The sequence below is a fragment of the Pseudomonas mandelii genome, assembly GCF_900106065.1.
GTDB lineage: Bacteria > Pseudomonadota > Gammaproteobacteria > Pseudomonadales > Pseudomonadaceae > Aquipseudomonas > Aquipseudomonas mandelii.
The window spans coordinates 5,231,502-5,244,838 of sequence record NZ_LT629796.1; the positions used below are offsets into that span (position 1 = coordinate 5,231,502).

Genomic DNA, 13,337 nt, shown 5'->3' on the forward strand with positions numbered 1-13,337 from the left:
CCTATCCCTTAAAGATATTTATCCGTCACAGCACCCTCCGAAGCACTTGACACAGTCTTCGCATACTTGGCCAACACCCCGCGTTTGTATTTGGATTCCGGCCGCACCCAACGGGTCTTGCGCTCGGCCAATTCCGCGTCTGAAACATCCACCGTAATCTGCCGGGTCTCAGCATCGATGGTGATCCTGTCGCCATCTTCAATCAGCGCAATCGGCCCGCCGTCAAAGGCTTCCGGCGTGATATGCCCCACCACAAAACCATGGGAGCCACCGGAGAAGCGGCCGTCGGTGATCAGCGCGACATCCTTGCCCAGCCCTTTGCCCATGACTGCCGACGTCGGCGAGAGCATTTCGCGCATGCCCGGCCCTCCCTTGGGGCCTTCGTAGCGAATGACGATGACGTCGCCGGCCCGGACTTCGCCATTGAGAATCCCGGTCAACGCGCCTTCTTCACCGTGATACACGCGCGCCGTGCCTTCAAAGCGCAAACCTTCCTTGCCAGTGATCTTGGCCACAGCGCCCGTCGGCGAGAGGTTGCCGCGCAGCACCACCAGATGAGAGTCCTTTTTGACCGGCTGATCGAACGGCAGAATCACGTCCTGGCCTTCGGGGTAGTCGGGCACGTTTTCCAGGTTCTCGGCCAGGGTCTTGCCGGTCACCGTCAACACATCGCCGTGCAGCATGCCGGCTGCGAGCATGCGTTTCATCAGCGGCTGGATGCCGCCGATGGCCACCAGTTCACTCATCATGTATTTGCCGCTGGGACGCAGGTCGGCCACGACCGGGGAGATCTTGCCCAGCTCGACAAAATCATCCAGCGTCAGTTCGACATCCACGGCATGCGCCATGGCTAAAAGGTGCAGCACGGCATTGGTCGAGCCGGCGAGGGCGATCACCACGCGGATGGCGTTCTCGAATGCCTTGCGGGTCATGATATCGCGCGGTTTGAGGTCCAGCTTGAGCAGCTCCATGACCTGCTGGCCGGCGCGGAAACTGTCCGAGGCTTTATCGCTGCCGACGGCGTCCTGGGAGCTGGAACCGGGCAGGCTCATGCCCAAAGCCTCAATGGCCGAGGCCATGGTGTTGGCCGTGTACATGCCGCCGCAGGAGCCGGGGCCGGGGATCGCCACTTCCTCGATCTGCTTGACCTGAATCTCGTTGATGTCACCCCGGGCGTGCTGACCCACGGCCTCGAACACGGAAATGATGTCGGTGTGGCCAGCGCCCGGGCGGATGGTGCCACCATAGACGAAGATCGACGGGCGATTCAGCCGCGCCATCCCGATCAGGCACCCCGGCATGTTCTTGTCGCAACCGCCCACGGTCACCAACCCGTCGAAGCCTTCGCAACCGGCCACCACTTCGATGGAGTCGGCGATCACTTCCCGCGACACCAGCGAATACTTCATGCCTTCGGTGCCGTTGGCGATGCCGTCGGAAATGGTGATGGTGTTGAAAATGACGCCCTTGGCGCCCGCGGCATTCGCGCCTTTTTCGGCCTCGATGGCCAGCTTGTCGATGTGCATGTTGCACGGCGTGACCATCGCCCACGTCGAGGCGATGCCGATCTGCGGTTTCTTGAAGTCTTCATCCGTGAAGCCCACGGCCCGCAGCATGGAACGGCCGGGCGCGCGCTCCACGCCGTCGACCACTTGAGAGGAGTACTTACGCAAATTGTCTTTGTCGCTCATGACGTTCCCTTCTATCCAGATCGCTGGCCCGACCGGTGTGGCCCGAAGCAACGCATAGAGTCTAGACCCGGCGGCGACAAAAATCAGTTTGCTAATCCAGCGATCCCGCACACACCGCCCGAAGACATCCGCGCAACCACTGGTGCGCGGCATCGGCGTCCATTCGCGGGTGCCAGAGCATTGAAATGGTGATCACTGGCGTGGCGACCGGAAGGGGAAAACTGTGGAGGCCGGCGCGCAGCGTGTGGGTGTGGCGTTCGGGCACCGTCGCGATCAGGTCCGAGGCCCGGGCCAACGCCAGGGCCGCGGAAAAACCGCCGACGATGGTGACGATCTCACGGGTCAGTCCAAGCGTGTCCAACGCATCATCCATTGGCCCTTGGTCCCGTCCGCGCCGCGAGACCAGGACATGCCGGCCGGCCGCATACCGGGCGGGCGTGATCTTGCCCTTGCTCAGTGGATGCCCCGGCCGTACCACGCCGATGAAACGGTCCTGGTACAACGCGCGGGTACGCACTTCCGGGCTGGTGGTGTCCGCCACAACGCCGGTTTCCAGATCGACCGTGCCGTCCCGCAGCAGGGTGCTGTCCTGGTTCAGTTTCTGCAAAAAGTGCAGCCGTACCCCCGGTGCTTCTTCGCTGAGGCGAGCAATCAACGCCGGCCCGAAGTTTTCTACAAAGCCGTCGCTGGTGCGCAGGGTGAAGGTGCGTACCAAGTGCTTGAGGTCCAGCTGCTCGGCGGGGCGCAGTACCGCTTCGGCGTGCTGCACCAGTTGGCTGACGTGTTCGCGCAGTTCCAGTGCCCGGGGTGTCGGCACCAGGCCGCGACCGGCGCGGACCAGCAGGGGATCGCCGGTGGTTTCACGCAGTCGCGCCAGCGCCCGGCTCATCGCCGACGGGCTCAGCCGCAGTCGTTGGGCGGCACGCGCCACACTGCCTTCTGTGAGCAGCGCATCGAGGGTAATCAGCAGGTTCAGGTCGGGGGTCGTCATGCTTTAACGTTAGCACGGCCGGATGGTGACATGGCGTTGTATGCAGGTATCAAGTGCAAACGGTGCGTCTTCCGCCTTGTCAGGCGCCGGCATACGCTGAAGGTCAACAGTTCACAAGTGAGCCCTACCATGAAACTTATCGCATCCTCCGGTTCGGTCCGCTGGGCGTTGGCCAGCCTCTCGCTGTCGATGCTGATGCCTTCGCTCGACACCAGCATCGCGAATGCAGGCTTGCCCACCTTGTCCCAGGCACTGGACGCTTCATTCCAGCAAGTGCAGTGGATCGTCCTGGCCTATCTGCTCGCGATAACCACCTTGATCGTCAGTGTTGGACGTTTGGGCGACATCGTCGGTCGTCGCCGCTTGATGCTCGCCGGCATCGCCATTTTTACGTTGGCTTCGCTGGCGTGCGGCCTGGCGCCGTCGCTGGGGTGGCTGGTCGCCGCCCGGGCCGTGCAAGGTCTGGGCGCCGCGATCATGTTGGCGCTCACCGTGGCGTTGGTCGGTGAGACGGTGCCCAAGGCGCAGACCGGCAGCGCCATGGGATTGCTCGGCACGGTGTCGGCGATCGGCACGACGCTGGGGCCGTCGCTCGGCGGCGTGTTGATTTCCGGCTTCGGCTGGCAGGCGATTTTCCTGGTCAACCTGCCGCTGGGTGTTTTGAACGCTGTGCTCGCCTATCGCTATTTGCCCGCCGATCGCCAAGCGCCGAAGGTTCAGCGCGGCGCATTCGATCTGGTCGGCACGCTGGTGCTGGCCCTGACGCTCGGTGCGTATGCGCTGGCCATGACATGGGGCGAAGGCGATTGGGGTTCGCTGAACCTTGCGTTATTGCTCATCGCTGTTGCCGGGGCAGGCGTTTTCCTGTTCGTCGAGGCGACAGTTGCATCGCCTCTGATCAAACTGGCGCTGTTGCGTGATCGGGGATTGAGCGCGAGCCTGGCCATGAGCATGCTTGTCTCGACGGTGATGATGGCGACGCTGGTGGTCGGGCCGTTTTATCTCTCGGGCGCACTCGGTTTGAATGCTGCGTTGGTCGGGCTCGTGTTGTCCGTCGGTCCGCTGGTGGCTGCATTGGCTGGCGTCCCTGCAGGTCGTCTGGTGGATCGTTTAGGCGCCCGGCGCATGACGGTGGCGGGGCTCGTCGCGATGGCGCTCGGCGCGTGCGTGTTGTCGCTGATCCCGGCGCGTGTCGGCATCATCGGCTACCTCGCGCCGATTGCAGTGATGACTGCCAGTTATGCGCTGTTCCAGGCGGCAAACAACACGTTGATCATGACCGATGTGAGCCAGGATCAGCGCGGCGTCATTGCCGGACTGTTGAGCCTGTCACGCAATCTCGGCCTCATCACCGGCGCCTCGGTCATGGGCGCGGTGTTTGCGCTGGCGTCCTCGACGCCCGACATCACCCATGCAGCCCCGGAAGCGGTCGCCCACGGCATGGCGATCACCTTTGCGGTCGCGGCGGGGCTGATTGGCCTGGCGTTCGCCATTGCGTTGCCCGCGCTGAAAAGAGAACCCGTGGTGGCGTAACGCAGAAGAAAAAAACGCCCGCCAAAAAAACGGGTTGGCGGGCGTTTGGGAAGCGTTATTCAGGAACTGAAAAAGCCCCTTGTGGACGTCTTGCTGTTCACCTGAGCGTGGAGCTTTTGTGGTGAGGGGTTTTGTTGTCGAGCATTGAATGGGTGCTTGATCAGCGGCAGGCGTAGCAGAAGTCCGAGTTCGTGTCGGAACCGAAATCAAAGCCACCGTCGGCAACACGGTTCTGCATCAAACGATCAGACCCGCCTTCCGCTACACGCGTACCGCAACAGAGGCGAAATTACGTCACTTATGCCTAGGTTGCTTCGAAGGGATATATAGGTGTTAAGGATTCACCCACAGGTATGACTTGCAACAGCAAGCGGATTCTGAATCGTCACCGCGTGATGCAACGAATGCCGACCCAGGGCCTCATATGAAAAGGACGGGTCCATCGGTGCAGGTACGCATGGGATGGCCACGCGCACTTTTTCCCCGACAACAGGTGATTGCTTTTATGACCGCGGCTGACAAAAACCATGTGACCTGGCTGGTTGAACAATCGATGCTGCATGCCGCCAGGCAGCGGGCCAAGCTCTATTCGGGGCAAGGTCGACTGTGGCAACAGCCTTACGCCCATACCCGGCCCCGTGATGCTTCCGCCTTGGCCTCGGTGTGGTTCACCGCCTACCCGGCGTCCATCGTCACCCGCGAAGACGGCAGCGTGCTGGAAGCCCTGGGCGACGAAACCTTATGGCATGCCCTGTCGAAAATCGGCATCCAGGGCATTCACAACGGGCCGCTGAAAATGTCGGGCGGCCTGACAGGCACCCAACGCACGCCGACCATTGACGGCAATTTTGACCGCGTCAGTTTCGAGATCGACCCGGAACTGGGCACCGAGGCGCAGCTCCAGGCGCTGGTGCGCATGGCCGCCGCGCACAATGCGGTGATCATCGATGACGTGATCCCTTCGCACACCGGCAAAGGCGCAGACTTCCGCCTGGCCGAGATGGCCTATGAAGACTATCCGGGCCTCTACCACATGGTCGAAATCCGCGAAGAGGACTGGCCGTTGCTGCCGGACATCGCCGATGGCCGTGATGCGCAAAATCTCAGTCCGCTACAGGTCGACGTGCTCCGGGACAAGCACTACATCGTCGGCCAGTTGCAACGGGTGATTTTCTTCGAACCCGGGGTCAAGGAGACCGACTGGAGCGCGACGCCAATCGTGATCGGCGTCGATGGCAAGCCGCGACGCTGGGTCTATCTGCATTACTTCAAGGAAGGGCAGCCGTCGTTGAACTGGCTGGACCCGACCTTCGCCGCGCAGCAGATGATCATCGGCGATGCGCTGCACGCCATTGACGTCATGGGCGCGAAAATCCTGCGCCTGGACGCCAACGGATTCCTCGGCGTGGAGCGCAAGCTCGACGGTACGGCCTGGTCTGAAAGCCACCCGTTATCGATCACCGGTAACCAGCTGCTGGCCGGGGCGATCCGCAAGGCCGGCGGTTTCAGTTTCCAGGAGCTCAACCTGACCGTCGACGACATCGCCAACATGTCCCATGGCGGCGCCGACCTTTCCTATGACTTCATCACCCGACCGGCCTACCAGCACGCGCTGCTGATGGGCGACACCGAGTTCCTGCGCTTGATGCTGCGGCAGATGCACACCCTCGGCATCGACCCGGGATCGCTGATCCATGCCTTGCAAAACCACGACGAGCTGACCCTGGAGCTGGTGCATTTCTGGACGCTGCACGCCCATGACACCTACCTCTATCAGGGCCAGAGCTTCCCGGGCAACATCCTGCGTGAACACATTCGCGAGCAGATGTACGAACGTCTGGCGGGCGAGCACGCGCCCTACAACCTGAAATTTGTCACCAACGGCGTGTCTTGCACCACCGCCAGCATCATCACGGCAGCGCTGGGAATTCGTGATCTCGACGCTATCACCGAGGCGGACATCCAACAGATTCGCCAGGTACATTTGCTGTTGGTGATGTACAACGCCATGCAACCGGGCGTGTTTGCGCTGTCCGGCTGGGACCTGGTCGGCGCGCTGCCGTTGCCGGCGGAACAGGTTGAGCATTTGATGGGTGACGGCGACACGCGCTGGATTCATCGTGGCGCCTACGACCTGGTGGACCTCAATCCGGACGCACCGCTGTCCGCAGGGCAAATGCCACGGCCGAAAACTTTGTACGGCAGCCTGCCCAGCCAGTTGAAGGACTCCGATTCGTTCGTCTCGCAACTCAAGAGGATCCTCGCCGCGCGCCGCGCTTACGATATCGCCGCCAGTCGGCAGATCCTGATTCCCGATGTCCAGCACCCGGGCCTGCTGGTCATGGTCCACGAATTGCCGGCCGGTAAAGGCACGCAAATCACTGCGCTGAACTTCGGCTCGACGCCGATCACCGAAACCTTGCACCTGCCCAATATTGCGCCGGGCCCGGTGGTCGACATCATCAACGAGCGAGTCGAAGGTGATCTCACGCCTGAGGGTGATTTCACCATTACGCTGGATGCCTACGAAGGGTTGGCACTGCGCGTCGTGAGCACTTCGCCGATGATTTGAGGGCGTCGGTTGGCGCCCAGTTGGGCGCTAATCAGCTTCGACACGCTTGAAGGACAATGAAAGGATTTTCTTGATCTGCCTGGCCATGGGCGTTTCTATCTTTTTGTGGATGATGTAAGACGCACTGATCATCAAGGCGATGGTGCCCCACAGTAGTACGTGCGGGTTCATCGCCGGATAGGCAAGGTTAAAGATCATAAAGCCGATCATTTGATGGAGCAGGTAAAGGGGATAAGTGAGCGCGCCTAATGCCGTCCAGTTCAATGCACCGATGGCTGCCGTTTTATTCGTTGCGATCAAAAGAAAGGTCATGAAGAACAGGGTAACCATGCCGCATACGATCAGAAGATCGAATTCGGTTGAATATTTTGATTCGAGCAGTTGGGCCCAGGCAATGGCGGTGTAGTTGGCCAATGCCAATGACCCTGCCAACAGGAGCACCCGTGTCGTTGTGAATCCCTTGGCCCAGATAATGTAGAACGTCGAGCCCGCGATGAAATAGGCCGCGTAATCGGTAATTAATATCGAGCGCAGCTTTTCAAAAGCCAGGACTTCTGCGGTGGCGGAGACCAACAGCCACAGTACGAGGAAGGTCTCTATTTTTTCTATTTTCTTGAAGCCCAACAGAATGGAGATCATCAGGTAGAACTTTATTTCGACAAACAGCGACCAGTAGACCCCGTCAATCGGTGGCACACCCATCAAGTCGCCAAGGAATGTCATGTTAATCATGTATTGGTAAATATCAGCCGTGAATCTTGGCCGGCCGATGGCAAGTGTGATCAGGAACGTCAGGGTGCAGCACACCCAGAAAGCAGGGCAGAGACGAACGACACGGGATATAAAAAATGCCTTGAGGTTATTGCCCGAAGCGGTCATCAGAATGACGAATCCGCTGATCATGAAAAACAGTTCGACGCCCAGATAACCGTATTTGGCAGGCTCGGCCAACAACGGGTAGGGCATTACTGACATGTCGCCTTTTGCATACCCCCGAAAAGCATAGTGAAAAAACACGACTGCGATTGCCGCGAGAAAACGCAGCAAGTCCAGTTCTTTCAGCCGGCCTTTGATCATGTCTATGCGCTCCAGACGTGTTAGCGCTGAATGGAAACTGACCACGTTGCCGATTGAAATTTGATCCGGGCTGAACGCTATAGCAGCAGTAGCGCTTCGTGGAGTTCTATTGAAGGTGTCATGCCTTCTTCTTTGCGTCGGCTGTCGAGCCAACGTCTGGTTTTGTCTATATCGAAGATCTGGCCCTGATCCATCAAGTTCAAAAGGAGCTCATCGGACACCCGATAGCGCCCGCAATCCGGGCAATCCCTTTCCTCCCACGGGCCCTGACACTGAATGCGTTCCGCCACGCCGACACAGATAAGGCAATTCATCGTGATCATCCATTTTTGTTATTTAACCGTCGCCGTGAGCCGGTTGAGACGCCCGGTACGGGAATCGTCGGTGGCACGGAGGAGGCTGGAACGCGGTCGACCCCTGCGGTCGAAAGAAAGTTCAGGGCGGTGGCGCTGTCAGGATAAACAGGTCGTATCTATCACCTGAGCCGACGTCAGCCAGGCGACGATTGAATGGCTATCGACGCCGTTGCCACACCTTGACGTAGTCGACGCGGAAGGTAGAGGGCAGGTCAGCATCGTCGACCACGCCGAACCACTGCCACATGGCCTCACTGTCAAACACAACCTGCATCGGGAAGAAGAAATGGTTGTTTTTCGATTCCCTGACCAGCACGCCATCGACGTACCAACGCAGGGTGTCGGGCTGCCAGTCGAAGCCGTAGACATGGAAGGTATCCGCCAGGCGCCAGGGACTGATCCAGACGCTGCCGTCGGCGATATGCTCGGTGCTATGCGGCGTGGCCCACAGGTGGGCGTTCATGTTGTACGAACGGTCTAACGCTGCGTTTTTCGTCTTACCGCCGATTTCGAAGATGTCGATCTCGGTGGCGTTGTCCGTCATGCCCGTCCACGCGAGCCAGAAGGCGCTGGAACCGGCCGAGTTCATGGGTTTGGCGCGTGCCTCGTAATACCCGTAGAACCCGCGCTCGTTGGTCCGGACCATCGCTGAGGTGTAGTCCTTGAAACCAAGTTGTACGTATTTCTGCGGCAGGGTTTCCTTGCGAAAAACAATGTTCAGGTTGCCATTGTGGACGCTGGCATTGGCCGGGGTGAAAAGTGCCGGTTTGCGTCCGAGCGACTCGTTCCCTATGGCGTTGTTGACGTGCCAGCGTTCGAGATCGAGGGTGGTGCCATTGAAGTCGTCGGACAGTTTCGTGTCGAGCACCCACTGGCCGGCATTGACCTGGTCGGACAGCGGCAGGTTGGCGTTGGTCTGGGCCGGCAATCGGCCCAGCGGTCCGACACGGGTCCAGGTATCGGCCTGTTTGGGAATGGCAACTGACCATTTATCCGCCAGGTACTGAAATGCGCGCTGGCGTTCTGCGAGGGAGGCAAACGCACGGTCGTACACCAACACTTCCGCGATGTCGCCGCGAAAGTTGTCGGCATTGCCGACCACATTGCGCCCGACGGCATACGGACCAATCGGCACATCGTAAAGCTCCAGGACGGAGACGGTCGGCACATACGCGGTGGTCTGTTGCAGGCTGATGGCGAAGTTCGGCAACACGTTATCGTTGTGGGCGGTTTGTGGGCGTGAGCTGAACAACCGTTGCCAGGGATCGGCCTCGGCTTGCTCGGGCAATCGACGGGACACAATCAATACCGTCACAGGGCCTTTGGCGCTGCGAATGGTTTTACCCACAAACGCCGACACGCCACTGAAGCGCACGACCGAATGACCGTTCAGGGCGTTTGCCATCCGCTGTGGCTGCGAGGCGGCATCGTCCACTGTGGCGTGATGGGACTCGCCGGATTTGTCGCTCCAGTGCTGGACACGGTTCTGCGCATCCAGGGTCATTGAAGATGCATCGGCCGCATCCAGCCACAGCACGAGCCCGGTGGTGGGTACACCGGGGGGCGCTTGTGCGGCGTTGCAAACCATCGACACCGATAGCAGCAGGGCCAGCACAGAGGCATTAAACATCGGCATCACTTCACGGCACTCAGCACTGGCGTTTCGAATGAAGACTGATACCCCTGCGGATTACACGACTGCCACCGCCAGGTATCGATAATCATCTGTTGAAGATCGCGCTGCGCGGTCCAGCCCAGTTCCCGCCCGGCCTTGCTGGGATCGGCCCAGCATTTGGCGATGTCACCTTCGCGTCGCGGTGCGAAACGGTAGGGAATGGTGATGCCGGTGATGTCCTCGAAACTCTGGATGATCTGCAGCACGCTGTAGCCAATGCCAGTGCCCAGGTTCCAGAAATTGATGCCGCTGTGGTGCTGCAACACCTCAAGCGCCTTGAGGTGGCCGATGGCAAGGTCGACCACGTGGATGTAGTCGCGCACGCACGTCCCGTCCACGGTTGGGTAGTCGCACCCGTACACCGTGAGTTCGGGCATTCGTCCGATCGCTACCTGCGTCAGGCAGGGCAACAGATTGTTGGGTCGGCCTCTGGGATCTTCGCCGATCATCCCGCTTTCGTGCGCGCCAATCGGGTTGAAGTAGCGCAATAACCCGATGCTCCAGCGCGGATCGGAGTGGCACAGATCGGTGAGCAACTCCTCGATCATGAGCTTGGTGCGTCCATAGGGATTGACCGGCTTGCCGGTGCCGAAATCTTCGGCAATCGGCGTGCGTGTGGGCTCGCCGTACACCGTGGCCGATGAGCTGAACACTAGCTGGAACACGTTATTGCGCGCCATCGCCCGGCACAGGTTCAGCGTGCCGGCGACATTGTTGGCGTAGTAGTCCAGTGGTTTGCGCACGCTTTCTTCTACGGATTTGAGGCTGGCAAAGTGCACCACGGCATCAATGTCGTAGCGGCTGAAGATATCGTCGAGCAGGATGGGGTCGCGAATATCGCCATTGACGAAATCGACACGGGTGTGGGTCAGCAACTCAAGACGCCCGATGCACTCTCGACAGCTGTTACACAGGTTGTCGAGCACCAGCACATTGTGCCCGGCGTTGATGAGCGCCAACGCGGTATGGGAACCGATGTAGCCGGCCCCGCCAGTAATCAACGTAGTTTTGCGCATGGTGAGGTCTTCCTGTCTCAGGGATTGAATTCAGCGGGCGGTGAAAACCGATTTGAATTCTTGCGGCCAGCGCGGGTGCATGACGCTATACGCCACGGCATAGCTCAGCGCGCCAACCACGATGTTGCAGAACAGGTGCAGATAGCCGTGCAAACCCAGCTGCGGTGAAACAGACAGGACGGTTGCGGCCATGACGACCGAAGCAATCACGCTGCGGTAATTGGAGTCGAAGAACCGCTGCCAGCCGTAACCGATGGCCGCGATGAGCCCACGGATTTGCAGCGGCGTGATGATCAGCATCCGCGCCAGCAGAGCAAGGGCAGCGGCCATGCCGCCATACAGGTTGCCGAGGGTGTAGACCAGCGCCAGCGCGAGAACGGTGGTTGCCACTTCAGCCTTGATCGTGAGGTGGCTGCGGTTGACTGCCACCAGTGCCGTCGTGGCGTACATGGCGGTGTTGCCAATGGCCGCCGTGCAGGCCAGCACTTGCAGCAGGGGAATGGCGTCGGTCCACTTGGCGCCGAATATCAACGGGATGAGGTCGTTTGCCGTGAGCGCGATGCCAATGAACAGGGGCGTCAACAGAAAGCCGCTGACGGCGGTTGAATCGCCAATGATCCCCAGGAGCCGCGACGGCTCCGCGCTACGCCGGGCGAATGCCGGCAGCGCATAGCTCAACAGGCCGTTGTAAATCGCAGTGCGCGGCAGCTCGATGATGCGCATGGCCATGTTGAACATTCCGACCGCGTTGACGCCGGCCGTCATCCCGAGCACCACGTTGACCCCGCGCTGAAGTGTTTGTGAACTCAGTGCGTTGATGGCAACCGGTGCGCCGGACTTCAACAGTTCGCGCAAGACCGGACCATCGATATGGAAGGCAATGCGGCGCCGGTCTCCGAGCATCAATACGATGATGGATACCAGTTCCATGATCACCGCTTGGGCAATTACCGCCCATGCCCCCAGACCCCAGAGTGCGACAGCAATGCCGGCAACACCGCCAAACACCTTGCCCAGTAACGTGCGTGACGCCAGCATCTTGAAGTTGCCGTTGCGGCGCATCTGCGCCACGTAGACGCGCGCCATCATGGTGAACAGGATTTTCACCGAGGCCACCGCCGTCATCCATTGCAGCACCGGGTCGGGCGTGTACAGCATCACTGCGCCCGAGATGACGACGATGGACACCAGGCTGACGAGCACCGCCGCCCAGAAGGCCGTGGTGATGTGTTTGTCCTCCAGCCGTTCAAGTCGTACCAGCGGGTCTTCCAGAACCGATGAGTACACCAGGCCGATCAACTCGACGATGGCAATGATGACCGTGCCCACACCCAGTTCTGCCGGCGACAGCAGCCTGGCATACACGACAAACGTAATCATGGACAGGAAGATCAGGCCGAATTTCTCGGTGAAGATCCACCCTAGGGTAATGAGGCGATGATTGGCCATGGGTGTGGGACCGGTTCAATGAGCGGTGGTTGACGCCGTTGCCTTGCGCAAGGTTCTGGCGCGGGCATAGAGGTAGCGCAAGGTCGGTTTGCCGTTGGCGAAGATCAGTGCTTGCCAGGAGCACTCAAGCATTCGCCGGTACACGTCGAGCACCTCGGCATGCTCGTCGCGTCGGGAAAAGGCATTGAGAAAATCTGTGTGGTTGCCCAGCACGAAATCGATCCGTTGCTGCTTGCTGAGCTGCGCGCCATAGCGGGCCAGGTACACCTCGATGAACCGGATCTTGTTCTGGTAGTACTTCTTCGGCTGCGCGGTCATGTTGCCGCCGTTGACCGTGCGCTCCAGCAGCACCTGCGGCACCGTGTGGATCTCCCAGTGTTCGGCAATCCGGGTCCACATGTAGCGGTCTTCGGAGTAACGCAGGCTGGCATCGAAGCCGCCGAGTTGCATGATCACCTCGCGCTTGACCAGCGCGGTGGAGACGCCATTGACGACGTTGGCGTGGATGAAATCGTAGAAATGCCGGCCGTTCTTGCGCCGGTTGTCCAGTTGCCGCCGGCCGTCGCTGTAATTGACCTGCGTGTAGCAGTCGATCAGCCCCACCGACCGTCCCTGACGAGTGAGTTCGTCATACAGGGCCAGTTGCAGCTCCAGCTTTTGTGGACGAAATTGGTCATCGGCATCGAGCATCGCCACAAACGTCTCTTCCGAGTGCCGCAATCCGTGGTTGCGGGCGCTGGCCTGGCCTTCGTTGGCTTGCTGCAACAGCGTCAGGCGAAACGGCGCCACGAAGTCTTTGACCCGTTGGGGGCCGTCATCGGTGGAGCCATCGTCGACGACGATCACGTGATCGGGCAGCCGGGTTTGCTCGACCAGGGACGTCAGCGTTTGCTCGATGCTGCCGGCGCCGTTGTACATCGGGATTACGACGCACACTGAATGCGCTAGAGGGGAGGTTTGGTCTGACACGGGTGTTT

9 protein-coding genes are annotated in these 13,337 nt (G+C 60.1%); 2 read left to right on the forward strand and 7 right to left on the reverse strand.

All coding sequences use genetic code 11. The features are described 5' to 3' along the window. Nucleotides 1-8: 8 nt before the first annotated feature. Both ilvD and BLU63_RS24400 read right to left on the reverse strand, forming a co-directional pair. The gene (gene ilvD, locus BLU63_RS24395; RefSeq protein WP_010455353.1) at nucleotides 9-1,691 is read right to left on the reverse strand and encodes a dihydroxy-acid dehydratase; all 1,683 of its coding nucleotides are present in this window, start codon (nucleotides 1,689-1,691) and stop codon (nucleotides 9-11) included. A 91-nt stretch (nucleotides 1,692-1,782) separates the two neighbouring features. Then, the gene (locus BLU63_RS24400) at nucleotides 1,783-2,682 is read right to left on the reverse strand and encodes a LysR family transcriptional regulator (RefSeq protein WP_083376454.1); all 900 of its coding nucleotides are present in this window, start codon (nucleotides 2,680-2,682) and stop codon (nucleotides 1,783-1,785) included. A 129-nt stretch (nucleotides 2,683-2,811) separates the two neighbouring features. Here BLU63_RS24400 and BLU63_RS24405 point away from each other — a divergent pair, with 129 nt between their 5' ends. Both BLU63_RS24405 and treS read left to right on the forward strand, forming a co-directional pair. Further along, complete coding sequence (locus tag BLU63_RS24405) at nucleotides 2,812-4,215, forward strand: MFS transporter (RefSeq protein WP_083376455.1); 1,404 nt, start codon at nucleotides 2,812-2,814, stop codon at nucleotides 4,213-4,215. Nucleotides 4,216-4,720: 505 nt separating this feature from the next. Then, on the forward strand, nucleotides 4,721-6,787 hold the full coding sequence (gene treS, locus BLU63_RS24410; protein WP_083376456.1) for a maltose alpha-D-glucosyltransferase: 2,067 nt from the start codon (nucleotides 4,721-4,723) through the stop codon (nucleotides 6,785-6,787). Between the two features lie 27 nt (nucleotides 6,788-6,814). On the opposite strand, the gene BLU63_RS24415 is transcribed toward treS, so the two are convergent. From BLU63_RS24415 to BLU63_RS24440, 5 genes are all read right to left on the reverse strand, one after another. After that, nucleotides 6,815-7,864 carry an acyltransferase family protein gene (locus tag BLU63_RS24415; RefSeq protein WP_083376457.1) on the reverse strand — a complete coding sequence of 350 codons (1,050 nt, stop codon included), beginning with the start codon at nucleotides 7,862-7,864 and terminating at the stop codon, nucleotides 6,815-6,817. A gap of 513 nt (nucleotides 7,865-8,377) precedes the next feature. Continuing rightward, nucleotides 8,378-9,850, reverse strand: a complete 1,473-nt coding sequence (locus tag BLU63_RS24425) for a family 16 glycosylhydrolase (protein ID WP_200666442.1) — start codon at nucleotides 9,848-9,850, stop codon at nucleotides 8,378-8,380. 5 nt (nucleotides 9,851-9,855) lie between these two features. Next, nucleotides 9,856-10,911 (reverse strand): UDP-glucose 4-epimerase GalE, encoded by a 1,056-nt coding sequence (galE, locus tag BLU63_RS24430; protein ID WP_083376459.1) that lies wholly within the window; start codon nucleotides 10,909-10,911, stop codon nucleotides 9,856-9,858. Nucleotides 10,912-10,941: 30 nt separating this feature from the next. Further along, complete coding sequence (locus BLU63_RS24435; RefSeq protein WP_077749472.1) at nucleotides 10,942-12,360, reverse strand: oligosaccharide flippase family protein; 1,419 nt, start codon at nucleotides 12,358-12,360, stop codon at nucleotides 10,942-10,944. Between the two features lie 15 nt (nucleotides 12,361-12,375). Then, a complete protein-coding gene (locus BLU63_RS24440; RefSeq protein WP_077749471.1) occupies nucleotides 12,376-13,329 on the reverse strand; it encodes a glycosyltransferase family 2 protein in 954 nt (317 codons plus the stop codon). Nucleotides 13,330-13,337: the final 8 nt, after the last annotated feature.

Coding starts and splice junctions, on each gene's coding strand:
- ilvD (WP_010455353.1), bottom strand. CDS start 1,691: ATGAGCGACAAAGACAATTTGCGTAAGTACTCCTCTCAAGTGGTCGAC.
- BLU63_RS24400 (WP_083376454.1), bottom strand. CDS start 2,682: ATGACGACCCCCGACCTGAACCTGCTGATTACCCTCGATGCGCTGCTC.
- BLU63_RS24405 (WP_083376455.1), top strand. CDS start 2,812: ATGAAACTTATCGCATCCTCCGGTTCGGTCCGCTGGGCGTTGGCCAGC.
- treS (WP_083376456.1), top strand. CDS start 4,721: ATGACCGCGGCTGACAAAAACCATGTGACCTGGCTGGTTGAACAATCG.
- BLU63_RS24415 (WP_083376457.1), bottom strand. CDS start 7,864: ATGATCAAAGGCCGGCTGAAAGAACTGGACTTGCTGCGTTTTCTCGCG.
- BLU63_RS24425 (WP_200666442.1), bottom strand. CDS start 9,850: ATGTTTAATGCCTCTGTGCTGGCCCTGCTGCTATCGGTGTCGATGGTT.
- galE (WP_083376459.1), bottom strand. CDS start 10,911: ATGCGCAAAACTACGTTGATTACTGGCGGGGCCGGCTACATCGGTTCC.
- BLU63_RS24435 (WP_077749472.1), bottom strand. CDS start 12,360: ATGGCCAATCATCGCCTCATTACCCTAGGGTGGATCTTCACCGAGAAA.